Source organism: Massilia sp. Root335 (assembly GCF_001425685.1).
Classification (GTDB): domain Bacteria; phylum Pseudomonadota; class Gammaproteobacteria; order Burkholderiales; family Burkholderiaceae_D; genus Telluria; species Telluria luteola.
Genome location: NZ_LMCY01000037.1, coordinates 137,909 through 160,521, shown reverse-complemented (window position 1 = coordinate 160,521; position 22,613 = coordinate 137,909). Strand labels below are relative to the sequence as shown.

General features: G+C 67.0%; 13 protein-coding genes and 1 pseudogene. 8 read left to right on the top strand and 6 right to left on the bottom strand.

What is annotated here, in order from left to right:
* Positions 1–77: 77 nt before the first annotated feature.
* On the top strand, positions 78–2,186 hold the full coding sequence (locus ASC93_RS31760) for a TIM barrel protein (protein WP_200958372.1): 2,109 nt from the start codon (positions 78–80) through the stop codon (positions 2,184–2,186).
* A 13-nt stretch (positions 2,187–2,199) separates the two neighbouring features.
* Here the strand turns inward: ASC93_RS31760 and ASC93_RS32305 are convergent.
* Positions 2,200–2,322: pseudogene (locus tag ASC93_RS32305) on the bottom strand (IS3 family transposase); the annotation flags it as partial.
* 212 nt (positions 2,323–2,534) lie between these two features.
* Here ASC93_RS32305 and ASC93_RS20365 point away from each other — a divergent pair.
* Positions 2,535–4,175 carry a pectate lyase gene (locus ASC93_RS20365; RefSeq protein WP_200958371.1) on the top strand — a complete coding sequence of 547 codons (1,641 nt, stop codon included), beginning with the start codon at positions 2,535–2,537 and terminating at the stop codon, positions 4,173–4,175.
* A 323-nt stretch (positions 4,176–4,498) separates the two neighbouring features.
* Positions 4,499–5,335, top strand: a complete 837-nt coding sequence (locus ASC93_RS20360; protein WP_056446634.1) for a hypothetical protein — start codon at positions 4,499–4,501, stop codon at positions 5,333–5,335.
* An 8-nt stretch (positions 5,336–5,343) separates the two neighbouring features.
* Here ASC93_RS20360 and ASC93_RS20355 read toward each other — a convergent pair whose 3' ends face one another.
* The 3 genes from ASC93_RS20355 to ASC93_RS20345 all read right to left on the bottom strand — a co-directional run bounded on the left by ASC93_RS20355 (position 5,344) and on the right by ASC93_RS20345 (position 11,786).
* Entirely contained in the window at positions 5,344–7,782 is a 2,439-nt protein-coding gene (locus ASC93_RS20355) for a TonB-dependent receptor (RefSeq protein ID WP_056446631.1), read from the bottom strand.
* Positions 7,783–7,967: 185 nt separating this feature from the next.
* The gene (locus ASC93_RS20350; protein WP_157202035.1) at positions 7,968–9,764 is read right to left on the bottom strand and encodes a hypothetical protein; all 1,797 of its coding nucleotides are present in this window, start codon (positions 9,762–9,764) and stop codon (positions 7,968–7,970) included.
* A gap of 84 nt (positions 9,765–9,848) precedes the next feature.
* Positions 9,849–11,786 (bottom strand): hypothetical protein, encoded by a 1,938-nt coding sequence (locus ASC93_RS20345; RefSeq protein WP_056446625.1) that lies wholly within the window; start codon positions 11,784–11,786, stop codon positions 9,849–9,851.
* Positions 11,787–12,000: 214 nt separating this feature from the next.
* Here ASC93_RS20345 and ASC93_RS20340 point away from each other — a divergent pair, with 214 nt between their 5' ends.
* A complete protein-coding gene (locus tag ASC93_RS20340) occupies positions 12,001–12,372 on the top strand; it encodes a hypothetical protein (protein ID WP_056446622.1) in 372 nt (123 codons plus the stop codon).
* Positions 12,373–12,499: 127 nt separating this feature from the next.
* On the opposite strand, the gene fdhD is transcribed toward ASC93_RS20340, so the two are convergent.
* Positions 12,500–13,348 carry a formate dehydrogenase accessory sulfurtransferase FdhD gene (fdhD, locus tag ASC93_RS20335; RefSeq protein WP_056446618.1) on the bottom strand — a complete coding sequence of 283 codons (849 nt, stop codon included), beginning with the start codon at positions 13,346–13,348 and terminating at the stop codon, positions 12,500–12,502.
* A 38-nt stretch (positions 13,349–13,386) separates the two neighbouring features.
* Complete coding sequence (locus ASC93_RS20330) at positions 13,387–14,487, bottom strand: catalase family protein (RefSeq protein WP_056446615.1); 1,101 nt, start codon at positions 14,485–14,487, stop codon at positions 13,387–13,389.
* Between the two features lie 195 nt (positions 14,488–14,682).
* Between ASC93_RS20330 and ASC93_RS20325 the strand changes: the two genes are divergently transcribed.
* The 4 genes from ASC93_RS20325 to ASC93_RS20310 all read left to right on the top strand — a co-directional run bounded on the left by ASC93_RS20325 (position 14,683) and on the right by ASC93_RS20310 (position 21,628).
* A complete protein-coding gene (locus tag ASC93_RS20325; RefSeq protein ID WP_082548194.1) occupies positions 14,683–17,010 on the top strand; it encodes an FdhF/YdeP family oxidoreductase in 2,328 nt (775 codons plus the stop codon).
* Positions 17,011–17,143: 133 nt separating this feature from the next.
* Positions 17,144–17,779: a response regulator gene (locus ASC93_RS20320; RefSeq protein WP_056446612.1), complete on the top strand. Its 636-nt coding sequence runs from the start codon at positions 17,144–17,146 to the stop codon at positions 17,777–17,779.
* Positions 17,780–17,836: 57 nt separating this feature from the next.
* The gene (locus tag ASC93_RS20315; protein ID WP_056446609.1) at positions 17,837–19,807 is read left to right on the top strand and encodes a U32 family peptidase; all 1,971 of its coding nucleotides are present in this window, start codon (positions 17,837–17,839) and stop codon (positions 19,805–19,807) included.
* 483 nt (positions 19,808–20,290) lie between these two features.
* A complete protein-coding gene (locus ASC93_RS20310) occupies positions 20,291–21,628 on the top strand; it encodes a sigma-54 dependent transcriptional regulator (protein ID WP_056446607.1) in 1,338 nt (445 codons plus the stop codon).
* Positions 21,629–22,613: the final 985 nt, after the last annotated feature.

Sequence of the window (22,613 nt, the reverse complement as noted above, 5' to 3'; positions counted from 1 at the left end):
GGGCATCGTCCGTTCGGACGGTGCGGGGCAGTGCCCCCATCTTCACAATCGCCAAGGTCAGAGACCCATGATGAACCATGTTCGCGCACGAAGATGATATGAGAACGACACGAGCCGTACTACCGCTGCTCCTCACCCTGTTCGGGGTTCCGGCGCTTGCCGCGACGTCACAAACGACACCGCTCCTCGCCCTGCAATTGTGGTCTGTCAAGGATGAGATCAGGCGAGATTTCGACGGGATGCTCGAACGGATCGCCAAGCTGGGCTTCCAGGGCGTGGAATTCGCCGGCCAGTTCGGCCCGTACCGGGGCAATCCAGCTGGATTGAAGGCTGTCCTCGACAAGAATGGCTTGCAATGCGCCGGTGCGCACGTGATGCTGCCGCAGCTGGCGCAGCAACATTTCGTGGCGACGACGGACTTCTACCGGACACTGGGCTGCGCCAACCTCGTGGTAGCGGCTGACCCGCGCGGCGCCACGACGGCGCGAAGCGCGGAACTGGCCGGCGACCTTGCCGCACTGTCTGCGAAGCTGGCGGCCTTGGGCATGCGCATCGGCTACCACAACCATGCGCCGGAGATGGTCGGTCCCGTAGGCGGTACGCCATGGGACGTTATCGCCCAAAACACCCCTCGGGAAATGATCCTGCAACAAGATGTGGGCTGGACTCTGTCTGCGGGCAAGGACCCCGCCGCGTACGTACGGCGCTATCCGGGCCGCACCATGACCATGCATTTCAAGGCCAAACCGGCTGCAGGCCCGACCAGCGTGCCGATCATCGGCAAGGACGGGGCCGACTGGACGGAACTGCTGCGCGCCGTGCGCGAGGCGGGCGGCACCCAGTGGATCATCGTCGAGCAGGAAGACTATCCGGACGGAATGGGGCAACTAGAGTCCGTCCAGGCGTCGCTGGCGGGATTGAAGGCATCGATGACGCTCGTTCTCGACCACACCTCGACGAAGTCGCACGGTACGAAAAGCGGCCATACGAGATCGCAAGCGCACACATCTTTCAAAGTCTGCGCTGACCGGCACGCTTACCAAAACAATTTGAAATCCGCGCCGAATTTGGATCCTCAGGCTTATCCCATGAAACGAAATCTCCTTGTCTCGACGTTAACGCTACTAACCCTGCCGTTTTTCTTGAGTGCCAATCTCGCCTGCGCGGCTACTAAAGTGCCTGCGAGTGACAGGCATCTCCAGTATGCCGGGCGCATCGACTTCGCGTCACCGTCCGCACCGGTGCTGTCCTGGCCACAGTCCAGTGTTGCGGCCAACTTTACCGGCAGCTCACTGGCGATCACTCTGGACGACAAGAGCGGTGCCAACTACTTTAACGTCATTCTGGACGGTGACGATACCCACCCCGTAATTGTCCGGGCCCGCCAAGGAAGCAAAACATATGAGGTTGCAAGCGGTTTGGCTCCAGGAAAGCACAGCTTTTTGATAACCAAGCGTACCGAAGGCCAAGAAGGCGAGACGGTATTTCTAGGCGTCGAGCTCGCGGACGATGGCCAATTGTTGCGACCGTCGCCAAGGCCGTTGCGTCGCATCGAATTCTTTGGTGACTCCGTGACCAGTGGCATGGGCAACGAAGCGCCAATCAACGGCGTGGACGCTCTCGCACGAGAAAAGAACAGCTACTTATCCTATGCCGCGATCACCGCGCGGGCATTGAATGCGGAGCTTCATATGACCTCGCAGAGCGGCATCGGCATCATGGCAAGCTATGTCCCGTTCACGATCTGGGACTTTTACGACCAGTTGAACGCTGTGGGGAACAACGACAGTCGCTGGGATTTCTCGGCATGGACACCTGACGTGGTTGTCATCAACCTCATGCAGAACGATTCGTCGCTGATCGGTCAGCTTCATAAACTGCAGCCTGAACCCGACGACGAGCAGCGCGTAGCGAGTTACATGAAATTCGTAAAGCGCATCCGGCAACTTTATCCGAAGGCATATATTGTGTGTGCGCTGGGCAGCATGGATGCAACCAGGACCGGTTCGCCCTGGCCCGGCTATGTCAAAAGTGCGGTAGACCGGATCCGAATCGAGGACAAGGATGCCCGTGTCGATACGGTTTTCTTCCCGTTCACCGGGTATAGCCAGCACCCACGCCTCATACAGCACAAGATGAACGCCGATCGTTTGACCAGCTTTATCAAAATGAAACTAGGTTGGTGACCAGTAGCGGCCCGCCGTCAGCCAACCGGTCATGCACGAAGTCATACGTCCACACGCCGCTTGGCGCAGTCGAGCCGGGAATATGGATGTCGCTGCCGCAGCGGCGTGTCCTGGGCCGGCGCTCGGGCAGACCCAGCGCGGCAGCGCTTAACTTCAAACGCGCACCGCCCGGATCGAGTTGCCGGGTTCCTTCTCCGTCAGGATGTGCGTTCAGGCCAATCCGAGCGCCGATCGACATGTTGGCTAGACCAATATACTTTCGGCCCGACCAAACTGTTACACTCATCGTCGCAACTCCGTGCAGGAAGTTTTCATTCCCTCAACCGAAGATCCAAGTAGGAGACGTTCATGCCCCTGAAATTGTCGACTCTGGTAGTAAATGCTGCGCTCGCCACGTTGGTGTCTCCCGCCGCCCATGCCGGTCCGTTCCTTCCCGACACAGGCGACACGGCAGCCTATAGCGACACCCGCCTGGCGATTACCTTCGATACCGCGCCCTCTTTGGGCTCGACAGGCAAGATCAAGGTCTTCACGACAGACGGCACGCTCGTCGACACAATCGACGTCAGCGATGCGGTTTCAAAAATGAGTGGCGAAACGCAGACATTGTTTTCTGCGAGGAACACGGAAATCGACAAGCTCGGCGGCAATGTGCCCTCGCTGGCCCAGTGGCGCTATGTCTACTACCGGCCGGTGGTCATCAGCGGCAGCACTGCCAGCATCAAGCTGCACGACGGTGCGCTTCGGCCAAACACGGCCTACTACGTGAATATCGACGACGGGGTCTTGAACGGCAAGGTTGCAGGTGCTTCCTTCAGGGGCGTCAGCGGCACCAATGCGTGGACCTTCAAAACCAGGGCAACGCCCGGCTCGCCCACCTCGGTGACGGTGGACGACGATGGCCCTGCCGATTTCCGTACCGTCCAGGGCGCACTCAACTGGATTATGCAGAACGGCTGTGTTACGTGCGCCTATGCGGGCGCAGCCAAGACGATCACGGTCAAGAACGGCAACTACAGGGAGCTGCTATTCCTACGCAATGTCAACAATCTGACGATCACCGGCGAAAGCCGCAGCGGCGTCATCGTCTTCTACGACAATTCTGATTCGTTCAACCCCGGCACCGGCTTCGGCACCGCGGCGGCCGGCGACACGCTGGTCAGCGCCGGGCCCAATGTCGGCACGCGCCGTTACCTGGGCGGCGGTCGCAACGTGCTGCTGGCCGAGAATGCCGACCTGTTGAAGCTGACTAACTTCACCTTGTGGAATGCGCATCGCAAGACCAGCGGCTGGGACAACCAGGCCGAGACCATGTATTTCAACAGCAGTGCGCTGGGCGGCAGCCGGCTGAGCGCCCTCTCGATGAACTTCATGAGCGCCCAGGATACCCTGCTGCTGAAGGGCTGGAGCTGGTTCTACAAGTCCTACATCTCGGGCGACGTGGATTTCATCTGGGGCTCCCCATATGCCGCCCTGTTCGAGCAAAGTGAGCTGCACACCATCGTGGACGGCACCAACGCCAGTTCCGGCGGCTACATCTTCCAGGCGCGGGCCGCATACGGCTACCCCGGCTTCGTCGTCCTGAACAGCAAACTGACGGCGGATGCCGCGATCCCGGCCGGCAGCACCTGGCTGGCCCGATCGGGCGGCCTGGCGCCGCCTACCTACTGCACCACCAAGACGACCACGGGCGGTCTCGGCAGCGCCAACCTCGGGTGCGACAACCTCGCCTACATCAACACAAGGATGGGAACCCATATCCGCACGGCCGGCTGGCAGGCGACCCCGGCGCCCACACCGGCGACCCCCACGGCCACGGCGGGATGGCGCGAACGGGGCAGCATGGACCTCAGCGGCAACACGCTGAACGTGAGCGGTCGCAACCAGAACGTGTCGTCGACCGGGATCGACCTGTCCGGTCTCGATACCCGGGCCGAGGTCTTCCAGGCATGGAACAACGGTGCCGGCTGGGTCCCGACGACGCCTTGAGGCTCATTGCCTGAGAAAACAGCCAGGGAGCCGTGCGACGGGCGCGTGGTGGCGAGCGCCCCGCTCCCGCGCCCGCGCGCGGCAAGACCTTGGCAGGCAAGCGCGTGTACTCTGCGCCGCTGTCATGGAAGTCACTCCCCTGGTCCTGGCCAAATTCCACATGGCGGCGTCAAGTCGACATCCTTCGCCGATGTGTTCCGTGACTCGTCACGGATAATTGTTGTCAAACCAGGCTTTATTTGGCGTCAATGCTTTGGCATGATGTCGATCAGCGCACAATAGCGAAAAATCTGCCTGTTCGCCCACTGCCTACGGAGGCTACGATGCCGCACATCTATAAACCTGAGGAACGGTGGGACAACGCCGACATCGGTTTTCCGTCCGCGCTCGCCATCGGGGATTCCTGGTTCTGGTACGTCAACAACAATATCCTTGGCACGATGATCAATCACCGCGCCATGTCCGACGACCATCGCAACGTCCAGCTCGTGGGCTACAACGGGGCGCGCCTGAAGGATTATGTCGGCGAAGGCAAGTTTGCCGACACCGTGGAGCACTTCCTGCGCCCTGGCTTCGTGGAAGGGTTTTCCGAGTTCTACATCAGCGGGGCCGGCAACGACGCCGTCGACGTCGACATGGCGCTGCACGACCATCGCCCGCCCGGGACGGATGCGGACGGCTGGTTCGACGACCGCGGAATGGACGACATGCTGTTCCGGCTGCGCCAGGCGCTGACCCGGCTGATCGCGGCCATCCGCTTCGCCGGGCGCGACGCGCCCGGCCTGGCGCCGATCTTCGTGCACGGCTACGATTATCCGGTGCCGGACGGCCGGGGATTCGAATTCGGGCTGATCCACGCCGGCCCCTGGCTCAAGCCGGCGCTGGACAGGCACGGCGTGCCGGACGACATGGCGCTGCGCGGCGAGATCGCGCGCATCCTCATCGACCGGCTGAACGACGATCTGCTGGCGCCGCTGGCGGCGACGACGCCGGGTGTCGTCTACATCGACAGCCGCGGCATCCTTCCGCGCGACGGCACGTATCGCGACTACTGGTCCAACGAGCTGCACCCGACGAACCTCGGCTTCCGCCGGATCTTCGAACAGGCCTGGCTGCCACGCCTGTTCGAACACGGGATCGCGCTGCGCCCGTCGCCGTGAGCGCCGGCTCAGGTTCCCCCGCCGCCGCCTCCGCCGCCACCACCGCCACCGCCACCGAATCCGCCGTTCCCGAAGCCGCCATTGCCCCGTCCGCCCGGGCCGCCGCGGAACATGCCGCGGCCGCCATTGCGGATGCGCTCGTCGCCCGGCACGCCGCCCCACTGGTAGCGCAGGCCGATCTGGACGATGCGCGGCTGGCTCACGTTGAGCGTATGCAGGCGCAGCACCTCGTTCTCGACGTCGCTTTCCATATTCCCGGTGTGGAACACGTTGTTCACGTTCAGGTTCAGCGACAGGCGCTGGCTGATGTTGTGCCGCCACGTGAAATTCGTCATCGTGAAGGCGCTGTTGGTGCCCTGCCCGTTCAGGCTCGCGCCATTGCGGTTCACGCTCAGCTGCAGCGATTCCATGCCGGCTTGGTACGCCAGCCGCAGCTTGATGTTTTCCCGGTGATTCGATTGTTCGACGCCCGTCATGGCGGCGGCGAAGTTCGAGATGCGCTGGCGCTTCTCGTCGGCGAGCGTCGCCCCCAGATTGGCCGACAGGCCGCGCAGGAACAGCTGGCGCACGTTGAAGTTCAACTCGATGCCGACGGAATCGTTCGCGCCGAAGTTGATGGGCGACGTGACGATCACGTTCGGATCGGACGCCAATGTATAGCTGCGGTTGCCGATCACGGGCGATTCGCGTCGCTTGAACAGCACGAAGCTGCTGTCGACCCCGGCAATGCGGTCGCGGTAGGCCAGCTCGAAATTGTCGTTGTTCACCGGCTGCAGTTGCGGATTGCCCTGGCGCGCATAGAAATCGCTCAGGTAGACGAGGTTCGGATTCAGGTCGCGCTCGTTCGGCCGCGCGATGCGCCGCGACGCGCGCAGCTGCAGCGAGCCGTTTTCGCCGATGTCGCGCGTGACGTAGAAACTCGGCAGCCAGTTCATGTAGTAATACTTGTCCTCCTCGTTCAGCAGCGGCTGGCGCACGTCGAGTTCCGTGTATTCGCCGCGCAGGCCGCCCTGGAGGCTGAGGTTCTTGAACAGCGTCGTGCCCAGGATGCCGTAGACGGCAGCATTGCGGTCGTTCGATTCGAAATCGCTGGTGCGGCTCGCCACCGGCACGTACTCGCCCGTCACGGGGTCCTGGGCGAGGTAGTCCGCCGGGTTGCTGTTCCTGCTGTCCGCGACCTTGGCGCCGGCCTTCAGGTGCCACGTATCCCAGACGTTGCGCTCGTAGTCGACGGAGATGTCGAGGATGCGGTTGCGCCGGTCGGACGAGCGCAGGCTGTTCGCGACGAACGGCGTGGGACGCAACCGGTAGTCGTAGAACACGGACGAATCGGAATCGTTGTTCTGGCCCGTGTAGCGCAGGTCGAACTTGAGGTCTTCGCCCGGCTGGCCGCTCTTGTGATCGTACGACGCGCCGATGCCGAAGTTCTCGGCCGGCGAGCGGCTTTGCGAACGGTTCGTGAAATCGGCCAGCGGGTCCATATCGCCGGCATAGCGCTGCGTCGTGCCGGCGCCGTCGCTCTCGCTCCGGATCTTCGAGTAGCTGGCGGTCGCCCCGAGCTGGTCCCGTTCGCCGACGTTGTACGTGAACGTGGACGACATGTTCAGCGACTTCGACTTGATCTGCCGGTTGGTCACCGTGTTCTGGCCATCGGTGACGGCGCCCGTGGCCGGATCGAGGTCCTGGCGCTGCGATTCGCTGTGGACGTTGCGCACCCGCTCGGCCACGCCGACGTTGCCGCTGATCGAATATGGACCTTCCGCGTGCTCGCCATTCAGGAACGCGTTGCCCCGGCCCTGGGTGCCCTTGTTGGCGCTCAGGTTGGCGCGCGAACCCGCCTTGCGGTTGCGCTTGAGGACCAGGTTGATGATCGGCCCGTTGCCGCCCTCGTTGCCGAACTCGGCGCCCGGCACGTTGATGACCTCGACGGATTCGATGGCCTCGGCCGGGAACGCATTCAGCGCGTCGCCCCGGTTCTGGCCCTGGAACTGCGCATCGCGCTTGCCGTTGACCATGATCTGCACGTTCTGGTTGCCGCGCAGGGCCACGTTGCCGTCCTGGTCGACCGTAACGGACGGAACGTTGTTCAGGATATCGGCCGCGGACGCATTGCTGACGCTGATGTCGTTCTTGAGGTCGTAGACGTCGCGGTCGATCTTGTTGGCCGGGCGCGCGGCCACCACTTCGACGGTGGCGACACCGTCGTCGGCGCCGGCGCCCGGGGGCTGCGTGCCGCTCGTGACGCCAGGCGCAGCCTGACCGTCGCCGGCCGGCGCGGCCTTGGCCGGGGCCGCGGCCGAGGCCGACCTGGCGGGCGGTTTGTCGCGAACGGGTTCGGGGGCCGTGGTCTGGGCACGCAGCGGTTGCGCGGCGAGACAGCTCAGGAGTAATGCGGGCAAGACCTTCAGCGCCAGCCCGTCTCGGGCGGCGAACGTGGTATGAGTCATCGGTTAGTCAGGTTGTGATAGATGCCGGGTGCATGAACGTAACGCGGCGGCGGGCGCGCGGATGACGCCGGCTCCAAACACTCATCGTCTTGATCGCATGTCAAGACAGGTCCGGAGCCGCGCGACGGGCGCCGGCCAGCTTCGCTCCAGTTCAGTATTCCCGTGCCGACCCGCTAAAGTTCCAACTATCTGCGCACGGGCGCATTCGTCAACGCCTTCGCCGGATCCGGGTTCTGCGTCAGCTGGTTGATGATGCCCTGGGCGTCTTCCAGACCGGCATTGTATTCGACGTCCTGCATCATGCTGATCTGGTCGAGGGTCCATTCGCTGCTGCCGCCGCCTTCCTGCGCCAGCCGCATGTCGGCGGCGATGGCGGCGAGGGTCAGGCCGGCATCCAGGCGGCGCTGGAATTGCGCGGCCCACGCTGCCGTGGCCGGGTCGCGCCGATCAGTCACGAGCATGTGGAGGATGTGCTCGGCCCGGGGCGCGTCGACGAGATAGCAGTACGCCAGCACGGCCGCGCGCGCCAGCGGCCCCGAATCGCGCGTCGTGCGCCAGGCGGCAATGACGCCGTCCAGCGCCGCGCGGCTGGGCGCGCCGTCCGCCAGCAGCGACAGGTCCAGCTGCGCCAGCGCGACGGCGCCGGCACCGGGGTCGCGCTCGCGCGCCCGCGCGAGGCTGGCGCGGGCGGCGTCGAGGTAGGGCCCGCGCGCGCCGGGGGCCGCGCGGGCGGCCAGTTTCAGGTTGGCCCGGCCCAGCAACAGGAGCACGTCGGCGCCGGCATCCGCGCGGCGCGCGGCGCCTTGCAGCCACGGCAGCGCGGCGGCGGGATCGCCCCAGTCGACGCGGGCGCGGCTCAGCGCCAGCTGTCCGGCGTCGACGTTCGGCACGGCGCCCGCATCCGCCGTCAGCGTGCGCAACAGCGCTTCCCCCTGCGCCCGCGCGGGACAGGCCTTGAGCGCGGCGTCGGCCAGCAGGAAACTGCCGGACGTCGCGGACATGGTCGAGAACACGGGTTCCGGCGGCGCGCCCGGCGGCAGGTCGACGCGCAGCACCTCGGCCGCCTGCAGCCGGTAGCGCCACAGCGTGGACGACGCGTCGTCCACCTTGAGCCCGAACGCATCGTGCAGCGCGGCGGCCGGATTGCCGCCCTTGTACACGGCGTTCAGGAACGTCCCGAGCCGCTGGCGGCGCGCGCTGGAGCCGAGGATGTAGTGCGCGAGGATCCAAGACCGCGCCTCGAATTCCACGCTCGCGGCCACGGCCCGCGCGCCGCCGAGATCTCCCAGCGGGTTCGGCCCCAGCACGTCGTCGTAGTCGAGGTTGTAGCGATGGCCCTGGTCGAGGAAGGCAAAGTAGCGGCCCACGCCGGGCGGCGTCCGGCCGATCACCATCTGCTTCGCGCCGAAACGCACGCCGGCAAAATAGTTGGCGAAGCCCTCGACCCAGGCCGACGGGCCGCGCACGTCCGTGTGACGGTACAGGAAGTGACGGGCGTACGCTTCCGAGACGTACGAGAGCCCTTCGTCCAGCGGCGCCTTGGCGAGCCGGTCGTCCGCGATCGCAGCCAGCGGCGCCGTCCGCACGAGGAAGCCCTGCGCACCGTCCGCGCAATCGCGGAACAGTGCGATGCCGTCCGCCGGCCGGCCCGCCGCCACGCGATCCAGGTCCCGCACGTCGTTCAGGTAGACGAGGTTCAGCTTGGGTTCCGCGCCGGGGCCCGCCGCGCGGTAGTCGTCCGTGTAGACGCGCAGCAGGCCGTCGAGGCGCTCCAGATGCTCGACGAGCCGGCCGACGTCCTCGCGCGGCGCGTCCGACAGGACGACCACGTGCGCGCTCTCGGCCCGTATCCACGGCGACGTGCCGCGCTGGCCCGTGACGACGATACTCTGCGGCCCGGCATCGTCCGCCGCGCATGTGCCGCCCACGAGCGCGCAGGCCGCAACCACGGCCGCCGCCGTCCTTTTGAATGGTAATGCCACGATCCCGGACTCCCCAGCAAGAATTGGCGAAGATATAAGCTTGTCATTCTAACCGTGTCGTCGCGGGATGCCTACGGGCGGGACTCAGTGGCGCACGTCCGGCTGCGGCCGCGCGGGCACGCCCTGCCCGGCCTGCCGCCGCGCCTTCACGCGCGCCGGCGTCGGCGCGGGTTGCGCCGGCGCCGTCGGCACGACGGCCGTGATCCGCACGTCCTTCAGCCGCCAGTCCGTGCCCGCACCGGCCCCGGCCGCGAGCTCGGACCGGCCTTCGATGCGCACGGGCCGGCCGTTGATGCGCGTGTGGGCCGAGCGCCATTCCACCAGCGCCTGCGGCAGGTCCGGGACATCCGGCGCGATGCCGTGCACGGTGGCGCCGGAGACGACGAGTTCGCCGAGGCGCGCCGCGCCGTCCGGCCGGACCGTCCCGGTGGAGCCGCCGCCAGCGCCGTCGGGCGGCAGGCCCGCCGCGCACGCGCAGGCGCCGGCCAGCGTGCCGTCCAGGCCGGCGAACAGCCTGTCCACGTGGCCCCGCAGCGCCAGGTAGCGGCGCGCCTGCAGCGCGCCATGGTCCCACAGCGCGGCGCGCAGGCCAGGGTCGCGGTCCAGCTTCGAATTCGCCCCGAGCGGCACGCCGGCCGCCGCCCCGACGGCCGTGCCGTCCATGACGATGCGGTCGACCTGCACGAGCTTGTCGCGGCGCTGCGCGGCCGCGCTGGCCGGCGCCTCGTCCTCGCCGCGCGCGGCCTCCATGCGCCGGTTGATGGCGTCCACGAAGCCGAGCTCCTGGTTCAGCGCGAGGTTGCCGGCCAGCGCATTGCGCAGGTCCCAGATCTCGCCGCGGGAGAATGCGATGCGGGGCAGCGCGTGCGGCCCGTCCGCCTCGGCCTTCGCCTGGGTCGGATTGATCTGCACGACCCAGATCTCGTCCGGTTTGCGCGCGTCGTCCGTCACGCCCGACAGGAAGTTGCGGATCGGCGGGTTCTGCGAAAACAGGCCGTCCCACAACGTCAGCGGCCGCTGCGCCAGGGTCAGGTCGTCGGTCCCCGCCATCTCGTGGGCGCGGAACAGCCAGGGCACGGCGGCGGACGCGAGCACGGCATCGATCGAAATCCCGCCGTCGCCCGGCGCCCGCTCTGAACTAAAGGCGACGAACTCGCCCTCGTGCAGCTCCACGGCGCCCAGCAGCAGGCGCGGGATCGGCCGCAGCGCGCGCCGCACGGCGGTGGCCAGTTCGCCCAGCGCCTCCGCGTCGAAGCGGACGGCCGGCGGATGCCAGTCCGTGAGCGCGGCGTGCAGCAGGCTGCCCTCGCCGACGCCGATCCGGTCCATGCGCGCGCGCAGGCGGTCGGCGGCGCCCAGCTTGTCCGCGATCCGCCTTTCGACCGCGCCGCGGTCGGCGCGGTAGCGCTCCTGGCAGGGCGCGCCGGCCGGGAACACGGCCGCTTCCAGGTCGCTGCGCAGCCAGCGCTCCGCCTCGACGGGAATGCTGGCGAACTCGCCCAGCAAGGCGACGAGCGGCCAGTCCACGCCGGGTTGCAGCAGCGCGGGCAGCGAAAAGAAATCGGGGCGCATCCACGGATTGTCCGGGCCGAGCATGCGCGCGAGCGCCGGCCAGGCCGTCGCGTTCAGCAGTTCCAGTCCGGCCAGCGGCAGCACGTAGGGACTCGACTTGATGTCCCAGCCGCCCATGGCGGCCATATCGGCCAGGCCGCGGCAGAACCGGTTGACCGGCGCTTCCGCGACGCCGAGCGCGGAATTGCCCTGCCAAAAGGCGTCCAGCCGGCGCCCGGCGTCCGTTGCGCCGCCCGTGATGAAGCCGTACCAGCCGAGCAGCGCGCTGATCGCGCCGCCCGACGTGCCGCTGATGGCGACCAGCGCCGTGCGCTCGGGCCCGTCCCCGGCGTCGGCATGCGCCGCCGGCAGGTTGTCGAATTGTTCGAGCAGGACGGGCAGGACGCCGCCCGTGTAGGCGGCGTGGCTGCCGCCGCCCTGGCAGGCGATTGCGATGTGATTCGTTGCCATATGACCTCCTTGACGGCCGCACATTGGCAACCGACATACCGGCATCCGGCCGCCCGGACGTCATGTCGGCGCGGCCCCGCATTCCTCCCGCACCGTTAGGCAGGAGGCGGCGCGGCGGGTTCCCGGCTGGGGCGGCAACGATCCCGCATTTGCTATCGGTTGCTATCGGTTGCTGTCTATTGCTTTATTGAAATGCGTCACGAATAATAGGGGCATGACCACTCCCGACCGCACCATGAAGCAACCGGAAGACCTCAGCACGATCGAATTGCCGCTCGACGCGGCGCAGGCGAAAAAGCGCGGCCGTCCGCCGAAAGACGACAAGCTCAGCGACGCGGAGCGGGCCCGCCGCTACCGCGCGCGCCAGAAGATGCTGCCGAAAGGCGCCTGGAACTACGACCAGGTGACGGCGCTCGCGCGCGCGGAAATCGAGCGGCTGGTGCACGGCGCGCCGGCGCGTCCGTCCGGTGAGGCGGAACTGGTGGCGCAATGGGCCTACGGGATGTTCCTGCTGTGGGACCGCGTGACGGCCCAGCGCCAGCAGGCGGCCGACCGGGCGGCGTTGCTGGCGCTCGTCTCGGGCTGATCGGTTCGGGCTGATCGATTCGGGGCCAGCCGACCTCCTTGACGGGGACCCGATGTCGCGCGGGCGGCCTCTCGAACTTGGGTTCCCGCCTCCGCGGGAATGACGTAAAAATTGATGCCGCCGGCCTTCAGTCGGATAGACCCTGATCGAGCCCGAGCCGGTCGGCGTGGGTATAGCAGACGAAGTCCGGCCCGCGCGCGAACGCAAGCAAGGTCATGCCCGCCCGGTCGGCCAGGTCGACGGCCGCCAGCGTCGGCGCGGACATCCCGACGAGCGCGGAAACGCCCGCCATGGCCGCCTTCTGCGCCATTTCGAAACTGACCCGGCTCGTGATCAGGAAGAAGCCGTCGCCGGGGTGCACCTGGCCGCGCGCCAGTGCGCCGATCACCTTGTCCAGCGCATTGTGGCGGCCGACGTCCTCGCGCACGATGCGCACCGCGCCGTCCATGCCGCACCAGGCGGCCGCGTGGGCGGCGCCGGTCTGGCGGGTGAGCGTCTGCGCCGCGCCGATCGCGGCCACCGCGCGGCGCACGCCGGACGCGTTAAAGCCCTGCGCGGGCCGCAGCGCCGGCAAGGCGCGGCAGACCTGGTCCAGGCTGTCGACGCCGCACAGGCCGCAGCCCGTGCGCCCCGCCAGGCTGCGGCGGCGCTCCTTCAGCGCCATGAAGGCACTGCCGGCGATCTCGATCTGCACGGCGATGCCGCCGGCGTCCGGCTCGACCTCGATCCCGTAGCACTGGCCCGGCCCCGCGATGATGCCCTCGGACAGCGAAAAGCCGAGCGCGAATTCTTCCAGGTCGGCGGGCGTCGCCATCATGACGGCGTGTGAAATGCCGTTGTAGACGAGTGCGACGGGCACCTCGTCGACCAGCATGTCGTCCACCTCCGCGCACGCGCCCGCGCGCATGCGCAGCACGCGGCGGGCGCGTGCCGGCGGCGGGAGGGCGGGCTCCAGCGGGTAATCGGGCGAATTCATCGGTTCAAGCCATGCGCGACACGGGAGCGCCGATCATATCAGACGCCCGCCTCGCGCAGCCCATCGAGGTCGCGGGGCTCGGCGATCGCGATGCCGTTGCGCTCGGCCCGGAAGCGCTTCGACATCGCGTACACGGCCTTGCGCACGCGCATGATGGACCCGAGCGGCCGGTGCGCGGCCAGTGCGTGCCACGGGTTGAACTGCATGCCCTCGTCGATGCGGCGCGCCAGCGTGTCGCCGTACGCCTTCTGCGGCGGCGCGCGCAGGCGCGCCACCGTCACGTAGGGGCTCGCGGCCTGCGGCCATTCGACGGACGCGTCCTCGATCGGCATCGTATCCAGGTCGGTGCACAGCTGCACGCGCACTTCCCATTCGCCGCCCTGGCCGGCGAAATGGCCCACGACGGCGTCGCGCAGGCCGTCCGGCCTGTCCTCCAGGTCGACCGGGCTGCCCGCGAGCGCCGTCAACGCCGGCGCGACGGGCGCCACCTGCACCTTCGCCATGTAGCGGCCGTACAGGATCGGCGCCTGGCTGTAATAGGTGTCGCCGAGCGGATGCGTTTCCGGGTGGCCGCCCAGCGCCTTGATCGTTGCGCTTTCCGCGCCGACGGCTTCCAGCGCGTGCTCCGTGCCGCGCGCCGCCGCCGAGAACAGGCGCTTGAGGTTCGGCGCCTTGTCCGTCGTCGCGGCCAGCAGCCTGGCGCCGCCGAGGAATCTTTTCGCGGTCGGCGCGTTGAACACGGGGCCGTTGACGAGCACGAAATCCTGCGTGACGTCGTTCTCGCTGCCCTCGACCCGCGCGCCCGGCACGCCGACGATCTTGATCGCCATGCCGCGCGGCGTGGACACGTCGTCGCCGAGGATGTCGCCCGGCGTCGTCGACAGGCGCATCACGACGGGATACGTGCCGGGCGCGGCGAACAGGCCCTGCGCGTACGCCTCGGGCAGGCCGGCTTCCACGGTCAGCTCGCCCAGCAGCAGGCCGTGCGTCTTGGCGTGCACGCTGCGCAGCGCCCGGCCGGAATCCTCGTACGTCTTCGTGGAGATACTGCGCATCGTCGTCTGCAGGTCGAAGGCCGTCTGCGCTTCGTCGTCCTCGGGGGTCTCGAAGGCGGGTTCGTAAGGAATCGGCGGGTTCATGGCGGGATCCGGTTGGGTTGGAATGATGATGTGCAGATCATGGCCGGGTTCCCTGCGGCGCTCTGTGCAGGGCCGTACGCACGACGACGCGTTGCCGAAATCGCGTGTGCGCTGTCGAACAGACACAGCCCGAAGGTTGGGCACAAGCTACAACTATTGAGCCAATATGTCTCTTGACCGACACGGAGTCCCGACATGAGCAAGCAAGGCGGCAAGGAGCCCGGCAAGACGGGCGAACCCAATGAACCCAAGGTCCCGGCCGGCGGCTGGGGCTCGCTGAAGGAAGTCGGCACGATCCTGTTCAGGGAGCGCGTCCCGTTCGAAGGCGCGCAGTTGCTGATGCACCAGAACAAGCCGGACGGCTTCATGTGCGTCAGCTGTTCCTGGGCCAAGCCGGCGCATCCGCACCCGGCCGAGTTCTGCGAGAGCGGCGCCAAGGCGACGGCGTGGGAAGTGACGAGCAAGCACATCGGCGCTGATTTCTTCAAGCGCCATACGCTGCGCGAGCTCGAAGGCTGGCACGACCACGAGCTGGAAGAAGCGGGCCGCCTGACCGTGCCCATGCGCTACGACGGCGCCCTCGACCGCTACGTCGAGATCTCCTGGGACCGGGCATTCGCCGAAATCGGTGCCGAGCTGCGCAAGATGGACCCGAAGAACGTCGTGTTCTACAGCTCGGGCCGGGCATCGCTGGAAACGTCGTACATGTACCAGCTGCTGGCGCGCATGTACGGCAACAACAACCTGCCGGACAGCTCGAACATGTGCCACGAGAGCACGTCGGTCGCGCTGCCCAAGACCATCGGCGTGCCGATCGGGACCGTCGTGCTGGACGACTTCGACCAGACCGATTGCATCTTCTTCTTCGGCCAGAACGTGGGCGTGAACAGCCCGCGCATGCTGCACCAGTTGCAGGAGGCCCGCAAGCGCGGCGTGCCCATCGTCACGTTCAATCCGCTGCGCGAGCGGGGCCTCGTCAGCTTCGTCAACCCGCAATCGCCGACCGAAATGCTCACCGGCCACGAGACGGTGATCAGTACCCAGTACCACCAGGTCAAGGCCGGCGGCGACACGGCCGCGCTGATGGGCCTGTGCAAGGCCGTGCTGGAGGCCGACGACCGCGCCGTCGCGGAAGGCGGTCCGCGCGCGGTCGACGCCGCGTTCATCGCCGAGCACTGCCACGGCTTCGACGAATTCGCGGCCGCCGCGCGCGCCTGCGGCTGGGACGAGATCGAGCGCGAAGCCGGCCTCACGCGCGCCCAGATCGAACAGGCGGCAGGCACCTACATCCACGCGAAAAGCGTCATCGGCGTGTACGGCATGGGTCTCACGCAGCACCGCAACGGCGTGCAGAACGTGCAGATGCTCGTCAATTTCCTGCTGCTGCGGGGGAATATCGGCAAGCCGGGCGCCGGCATCTGCCCCGTGCGCGGCCACTCGAACGTGCAGGGCCAGCGCACCGTCGGCATCACGGAAAAACCGGAGCTGGCGCCGCTCGACAAGCTGCAGGAGCTGTACGGCTTCGAGCCGCCGCGCGACAAGGGCATGAACACGGTCGAGGCCTGCGAGGCGATCCGCGACCGCAAGGTACAGGCCCTGATCAGCCTTGGCGGCAACCTCGTGCGCGCGGTGCCGGAGCACGGCGTGATGGACGCCGCCTGGCGCGCGTTGCCGCTGACCGTGCAGATCTCGACCAAGCTGAACCGCAGCCACCTCGTGCACGGCAGGACGGCGTACCTCCTGCCTTGCCTGGGCCGCATCGAGATCGACCGCCAGGCGGGCGGCGAGCAGTCGGTGTCGATGGAGGATTCGACCGGCTGCATGCACGGCTCGCGCGGGCGCGCGGAGCCGGTGGCGGACACGCTGCTGTCCGAACCGGCGATCGTGGCCGGCATCGCGAAAGCGACGCTGGATGCGAATCCGAAAGTCGACTGGGACGGCTGGGTGGCCGATTACGCGAAGGTGCGCGACGCGATTGCCGCCACCTATCCGAAGATCTTCCACGACTTCAACGACCGTATGTGGACCCCGGGCGGCTTCCGCAAGCCGGTGGCCGCCTCCAGGCGGGAATGGAAGACGCCGACCGGCAAGGCCAATTTCACGGTGCCGGACACCCTGTCGACCGACCCGGACATGCCGGTGCCGGCCGACGCCCTGCGCCTCTTCACGGTGCGCAGCGACGGCCAGTTCAACACCACCATCTACAGCCTGGAAGACCGCTTCCGCGGCACGACCGACCGCAAGGTGCTCCTCATGGCCGGCGCCGACATGGCCCGCCTGGGCCTCGCGGACGGCGACATCGTGACGGCCAGCACGGCCGTCGACGACGGCATCGAGCGCAAGGTCGAAGGTTTGAGCGTGAAGGAATACGGCGTGCCGGCGGGCTGCGTGGCCGGCTATTATCCGGAGTGCAATCCGCTGATTCCGCTTTGGCATTACGCCAAGGAAAGCAAGGTGCCGGCGGCGAAATCGATCGCCATCCGCATCGAGCGCACGGGCGGTCCGGCGCGGCCGCTGCATTGACTGGCGGCATCATTCCGGGGCTGCGGCGGGCGCCCCGGTGGACGAACTCGTAAATATTGCTGTCACACGTTGTGATTATTTGATAGATTCCTGAGTGCATCAGCGGAATCGATAATAACGTGATACGACAGCCATGACCTCGCTACTCAGCCCCAACTCGCCCGAGCAAGATTTCGACGCCGCCGCTTATTGCTCCACCCGCCAGGCGGCAGCCCTGCTCGGCGTGTCGCACCGGACGGTGCAATTGTGGGTGGAAAGCGGCCTGCTGTCGGCGTGGAAAACTGCCGGGGGCCACCGCCGCATCGCCGTGGCGTCGATCGAGCGCCACGTCGAGCGGCGCCGCCAGGCGATGCTCGACCGCACGGCGCCCGCCCGCTACAAGGTGCTGCTCGTGGACGACGACGCGGCGATGCTGGCGCTGTATGAGTCCACGCTCTCGGGCGGCGATCTGCCGCTGGACGTCGTCCGGGCCGGCAACGGCTTCGAGGCGCTGATCCGCATCGGCGAGACGCAGCCAAACCTGCTCGTCGGCGACCTCAGCATGCCGGGCGTGGACGGCCTGCGCATGATCCGCACGCTGCGCGCGAGCCAGGCATACCGGGACATGGCCATCGTCGTGATCAGCGGCCTCGATCCGACGACGATCCGGGCGATGGGATTGCCGGACGACATCCCCGTCCTGCCCAGGCCGGTGGCGCCCGACGCCCTGCGCGCGGCCGTCGAGGCGGCACTGCACGGCGCGGCCTGGGTCGCGCACGAGGAACGGTGACATAAGCCGTTGATCTGGCTATAATTTCCGCCTTTCGCGCCTCGCCAGGAAACCGCCATGTCACTGCTCGCCCACCAGCTCGAACTGCTGTCCCCCGCCAAAACCGCCGAGATCGGCCGCGAAGCCATCCTGCACGGCGCCGACGCGGTCTACATCGGCGGCCCCGCGTTCGGCGCGCGCCACAACGCGAGCAATACGCTGGAAGACATCGCGGCCCTCGTCGAATTCGCGCACCGTTACCGCGCGCGTATTTTCGTGACGATGAACACGATCCTGCACGATGCCGAACTCGAGACCGCGCGCAGCCAGATCCATCAACTGTACGACGCCGGCGTCGACGCGCTGATCGTGCAGGACATGGCCATGTTCGAGTTGGACCTGCCGCCGATCCAGCTGCACGCCAGCACCCAGTGCGACATCCGCACGGTCGAAAAGGCGAAATTCCTGTCGCAGGTCGGGTTCTCGCAACTCGTGCTGGCGCGCGAGCTGACCATCGAGCAGATCAAGGCGATCCGCGCCCAGGTCGACACGCCGCTCGAATACTTCATCCACGGCGCCCTGTGCGTCGCGTTCTCCGGCCAGTGCTATATCTCGCACGCGGACACGGGCCGCAGCGCCAACCGGGGCGACTGCTCGCAGGCGTGCCGCCTGCCGTACACGCTGTCCGACGGCCAGGGCCGCGTCGTCGCCTACGAAAAACACCTGCTGTCGATGAAGGACAACGACCAGAGCCGCAACCTGGAAGCGCTCGTCGACGCCGGCATCCGTTCCTTCAAGATCGAAGGCCGCTACAAGGACATGGGCTATGTGAAGAACATCACGGCCCATTACCGCCTGCTGCTGGACGAGATCCTGGAGCGCCGCCCGGAACTGGCGCGCGCGTCGAGCGGCCGGACGCAGGTCATGTTCACGCCCGACGTCGACAAGAATTTCCACCGCGGCCACACGGATTATTTCGCCCAGGGCCGCCAGCAGGCCATCGGCGCCTTCGATTCGCCCAAATACGTCGGCGTGGAACTGGGCACGGTCGCGCGCATCGGCGGCGACAATTTCGATCTCGTCACGACCGAGGCGATGGCCAACGGCGACGGCCTGAACTACATGCACAAGCGCGACACCGTCGGCATCCAGGCCAATACCGTGCAAAAGCTCGGCGAGGATGGCGACGGCCAGCGCTGGCGCGTGTTCCCGAACGAGGGCCTCGCCACGCTGCCGGGGCTGAAGGTCGGCACCGTCGTCCACCGCAACCGCGACCACCAGTGGGAAGCCGCGCTGTCGAAAAAATCGTCGGACCGCAAGGTGCGCGTGGACCTGCGCCTGGAAGACGTCGCCGGCGGCCTGCGCCTGACCGTCACGGACGAGGACGGCATCGCGACGACGACCGACGCGGCGCTGGCCCTGCAGCCGGCCCAGCAGGCCGAACAGGCACTGGCGGGCCTGCGCGCGAGCGTGGGCAAGCTGGGGAACACGATGTTCGAGGCGGGCGCGATCGACGTCGCGCTGTCGCAACCGTGGTTCGTGCCCGCGAGCGCCATCAACGGCCTGCGCCGCGACGCCATCGCCGCCCAGGAAGCGGCGCGCCTGGCCGCCTGGCAGCGCCCGCAACGCGCGCAAGCGGCGCAGCCGCCGGCCGCGTATCCGGAAACGCATTTGAGCTACCTGGCCAATGTGTACAACGAAAAGGCGCGCGCGTTCTATCACAAGCACGGCGTGCAGCTGATCGCCGCCGCGTACGAATCGCACGAGGAACCGGGAGAAGTGCCGCTGATGATCACCAAGCACTGCCTGCGCTTCTCGTTCAACCTGTGCCCCAAGCAGGCGAAAGGCGTACAGGGCGTGCAGGGCCAGGTGCGCGCCGAGCCGATGACCCTCGTCAGCGGCGACGAGCGCTACACGCTGAAATTCGATTGCAAGCCGTGCGAGATGCACGTGGTCGGCGCCATGAAGCCCGGCATCCTGAATTCGCCGCCGCCGTCCGCCATTCCGTACAGCCCGCTCGTGTTCCACCGCCAGCGGCCGCGCGCCTGAAGGTCCGCCGCGTCCGCCGAGCGGGCGCGCCATCCTCCTCACGCTGCCGCCCTTCCGGCGGCACGCATCCCAATCCGTATTCGGGTGGAATCCTGCCTTGTTGTGCGCCGCAAAAAAGCAACGCGGCGTTATGGCAAGCTTGACACATGTAACCGAAAAGTACAAAGTTGTAACTCACTGTAACAAACTGCCGCGTCGGATAGGACGGCCGCTGCATGAGCCGGTGCGCGCGGCCGACACGCGCGCCGGGCACGCACGCGGTCGTGCGCACCCTTCGAATGCGTCTGCCGTCCAGTTTGTATCGTCCGCCACGAATGTTTCGCACGAGGCATAATGTTGATCAAAGTTCAACTGATAGTAAGAAATTGCCAACAGGCTACTGAGCGGCATAATTCTTGCGGATAGTTACACTTGTAAAGATTGCCGGTTCTCCCGTTCGTCCGCCGCGCTGCGTGAACCGGCCGACTGCCCGAAGGAGGATGGATGACCCGAAAACGCTTGCTGTGCATTGCCCCGGACGACCAGGGCGCCCGTGCCCTGCTGGACGAGGCGATGCACGACTGGGAGATCCGCAGTTTCTGCAACCTCGGCGACGCCGGGCGCGAACTGCGCGACGACCGCTACCTGGTCGGCCTGCTCGTGCACGACCGCGAGCAGCACCGCCCGGCCGATGTCGACACCTTCCTGCGCCGCCACAGCCACATGCAATGGGTCGGCGTGTTCAACCCGCGCGACCTCGAATCCGGTCCGTGCCGCGACCTCGTCGTGGAACACCTGTGCGATTACCACACGGCCCCCGTCGACCCGGTGCGGCTGGCCCATACCCTCGGCCACGCGCACGGCTGGGCGGTGCTGCGCGGACGCCCGAACCACGCCGACGCGCCGGGGGACGATCCGGCGTCGCCGCTGATCGGCGCCTGCGACGCGATCGCGCGCCTGCGGGCGCAGGTCGCGCGCGTGGCCAAGGTCGCTGCGCCCGTGCTGATCTGGGGCGAAAGCGGCAGCGGCAAGGAGTTGACGGCCCAGGCGATCCACGCGCAGTCGGACCGCGCCGCCGGCCCGTTCGTGCCGATCAACTGCGGCGCCATCGCGCCCAGCCTGATCCATTCCGAGCTGTTCGGCTATGAACGGGGCGCGTTCACGGGCGCCACGCGCGGCAAGGCGGGCCTGATCGAATCGGCGGACGGCGGCACGCTGTTCCTCGACGAGATCGGCGACCTGCCCAAGGACCTGCAGGCGAACCTGCTGCGCTTTTTGCAGGAGAAGACGATCTGCCGCCTGGGCAGCACGCGCAACATCCGCGTCGACGTGCGCGTGATCGCCGCGTCGCACGTGCAGCTGCAGCAGGCCGTGGCGAGCGGCGCGTTCCGCGAAGACCTGTACTACCGGCTCGCCGTGCTGCCCGTGACGGTGCCGCCGCTGCGCGAACGGCGCGACGACCTCGTCACGTTGGCCGAGCACTTCTTCCACGTGTACGCGAGCGAAAAATCGCCGCGCCTGAAAGGGTTTTCCAACCGCGCGATCGAGGCGATCCTCGATCACGACTGGCCGGGCAATGTGCGCGAATTGATCAACCGGGTGCGGCGCGCGCTCGTCATGTCGGACGGGCGCCTGATCATGCCGGAAGACCTGGGGCTGACGCGCGGGATCGCCGCACCGACGCCCGCGGCGCTGGACGACACGCGCCTGCGCTCGGAACGGCGCGCCCTGCGCGAATGCCTCGACCGCAGCGGCCACAACGTGAGCCGGGCCGCGCGCGACCTGGGCGTCTCGCGCACGACGATGTACCGCTTGCTGAGCAAGCACGGCATGCGCGCGTGAGCGCCCGGCCGCGTGGGGGACAAGTGGACAAGGTGTCCACTTTTTTTTGTGCGTTGCCGTACCCAGCGATACACAGTTGTACCGTAACTGAAACACTTTTTCGATATTTTCGGTAAATCGTGCCGGACTTTCTCTGACAGACGTGTAGGAAGATACGCACAAAGTCAACAAAAACAATGGGTTAGCGAACTCTGCAGTATGGCTGGCACTGAAAGTGCAACGGGATGGATGTCGGCGCCACAGCCGACCCATCACCAACCATCAAACCCAGAGGGGAACTCGAATGAACAAGACCTTGCTCGTGACTGCTATTTCGCTCGCTTTCTCGTTGAGCGCACAAGCGCAGGACTCGAACCTCGCGCGCGGCGGCAGCACGGCCACGCAGACCACGACCCGTTCGACGGACAACAGTACCCACGACAACAGCAATAACAGTACGCACGACAACAGCAACAACAGCACGAACACCACCACCAACACCAGCACCGCGACGACCACGAACACCAACAACAGCACACACGACAACAGTACGCACGACAACAGCACGCACGACAACAGCGACCACAGCGTTACCACGACGAACACGGACAACAGCGACAACAGCACGCACGACAGCAGCAACAACAGCACCAACACGAGCACCAGCACGAGCACGAACAACAGCAACCACAGTTCCGGCAACGCGACGGCCTCCGCCATCGGCGGCACTGCCGCGAACAACGGCGGCACGGCCACGTCGACCTTCTCGAACAGCTTCAACACCTCCTCGGCCAACGCCACCGCGAACCTGAGCGGCAGCGTCTCCGGCAACACCATCCAGAACATCGGCAACGTCGCCACCAACACCGGTAACGCCAACGGCGCCGCCGGCACGGCCGGCGCCGGAGCAGCGGGCACGGGCGGCGGCATCACGGCCAGCACCGGCGCGGGCGGCGGCTCCGGCAATGCGAACGGCGCCGCGGGCGCCGCGGGCGGCTCGGCCTCG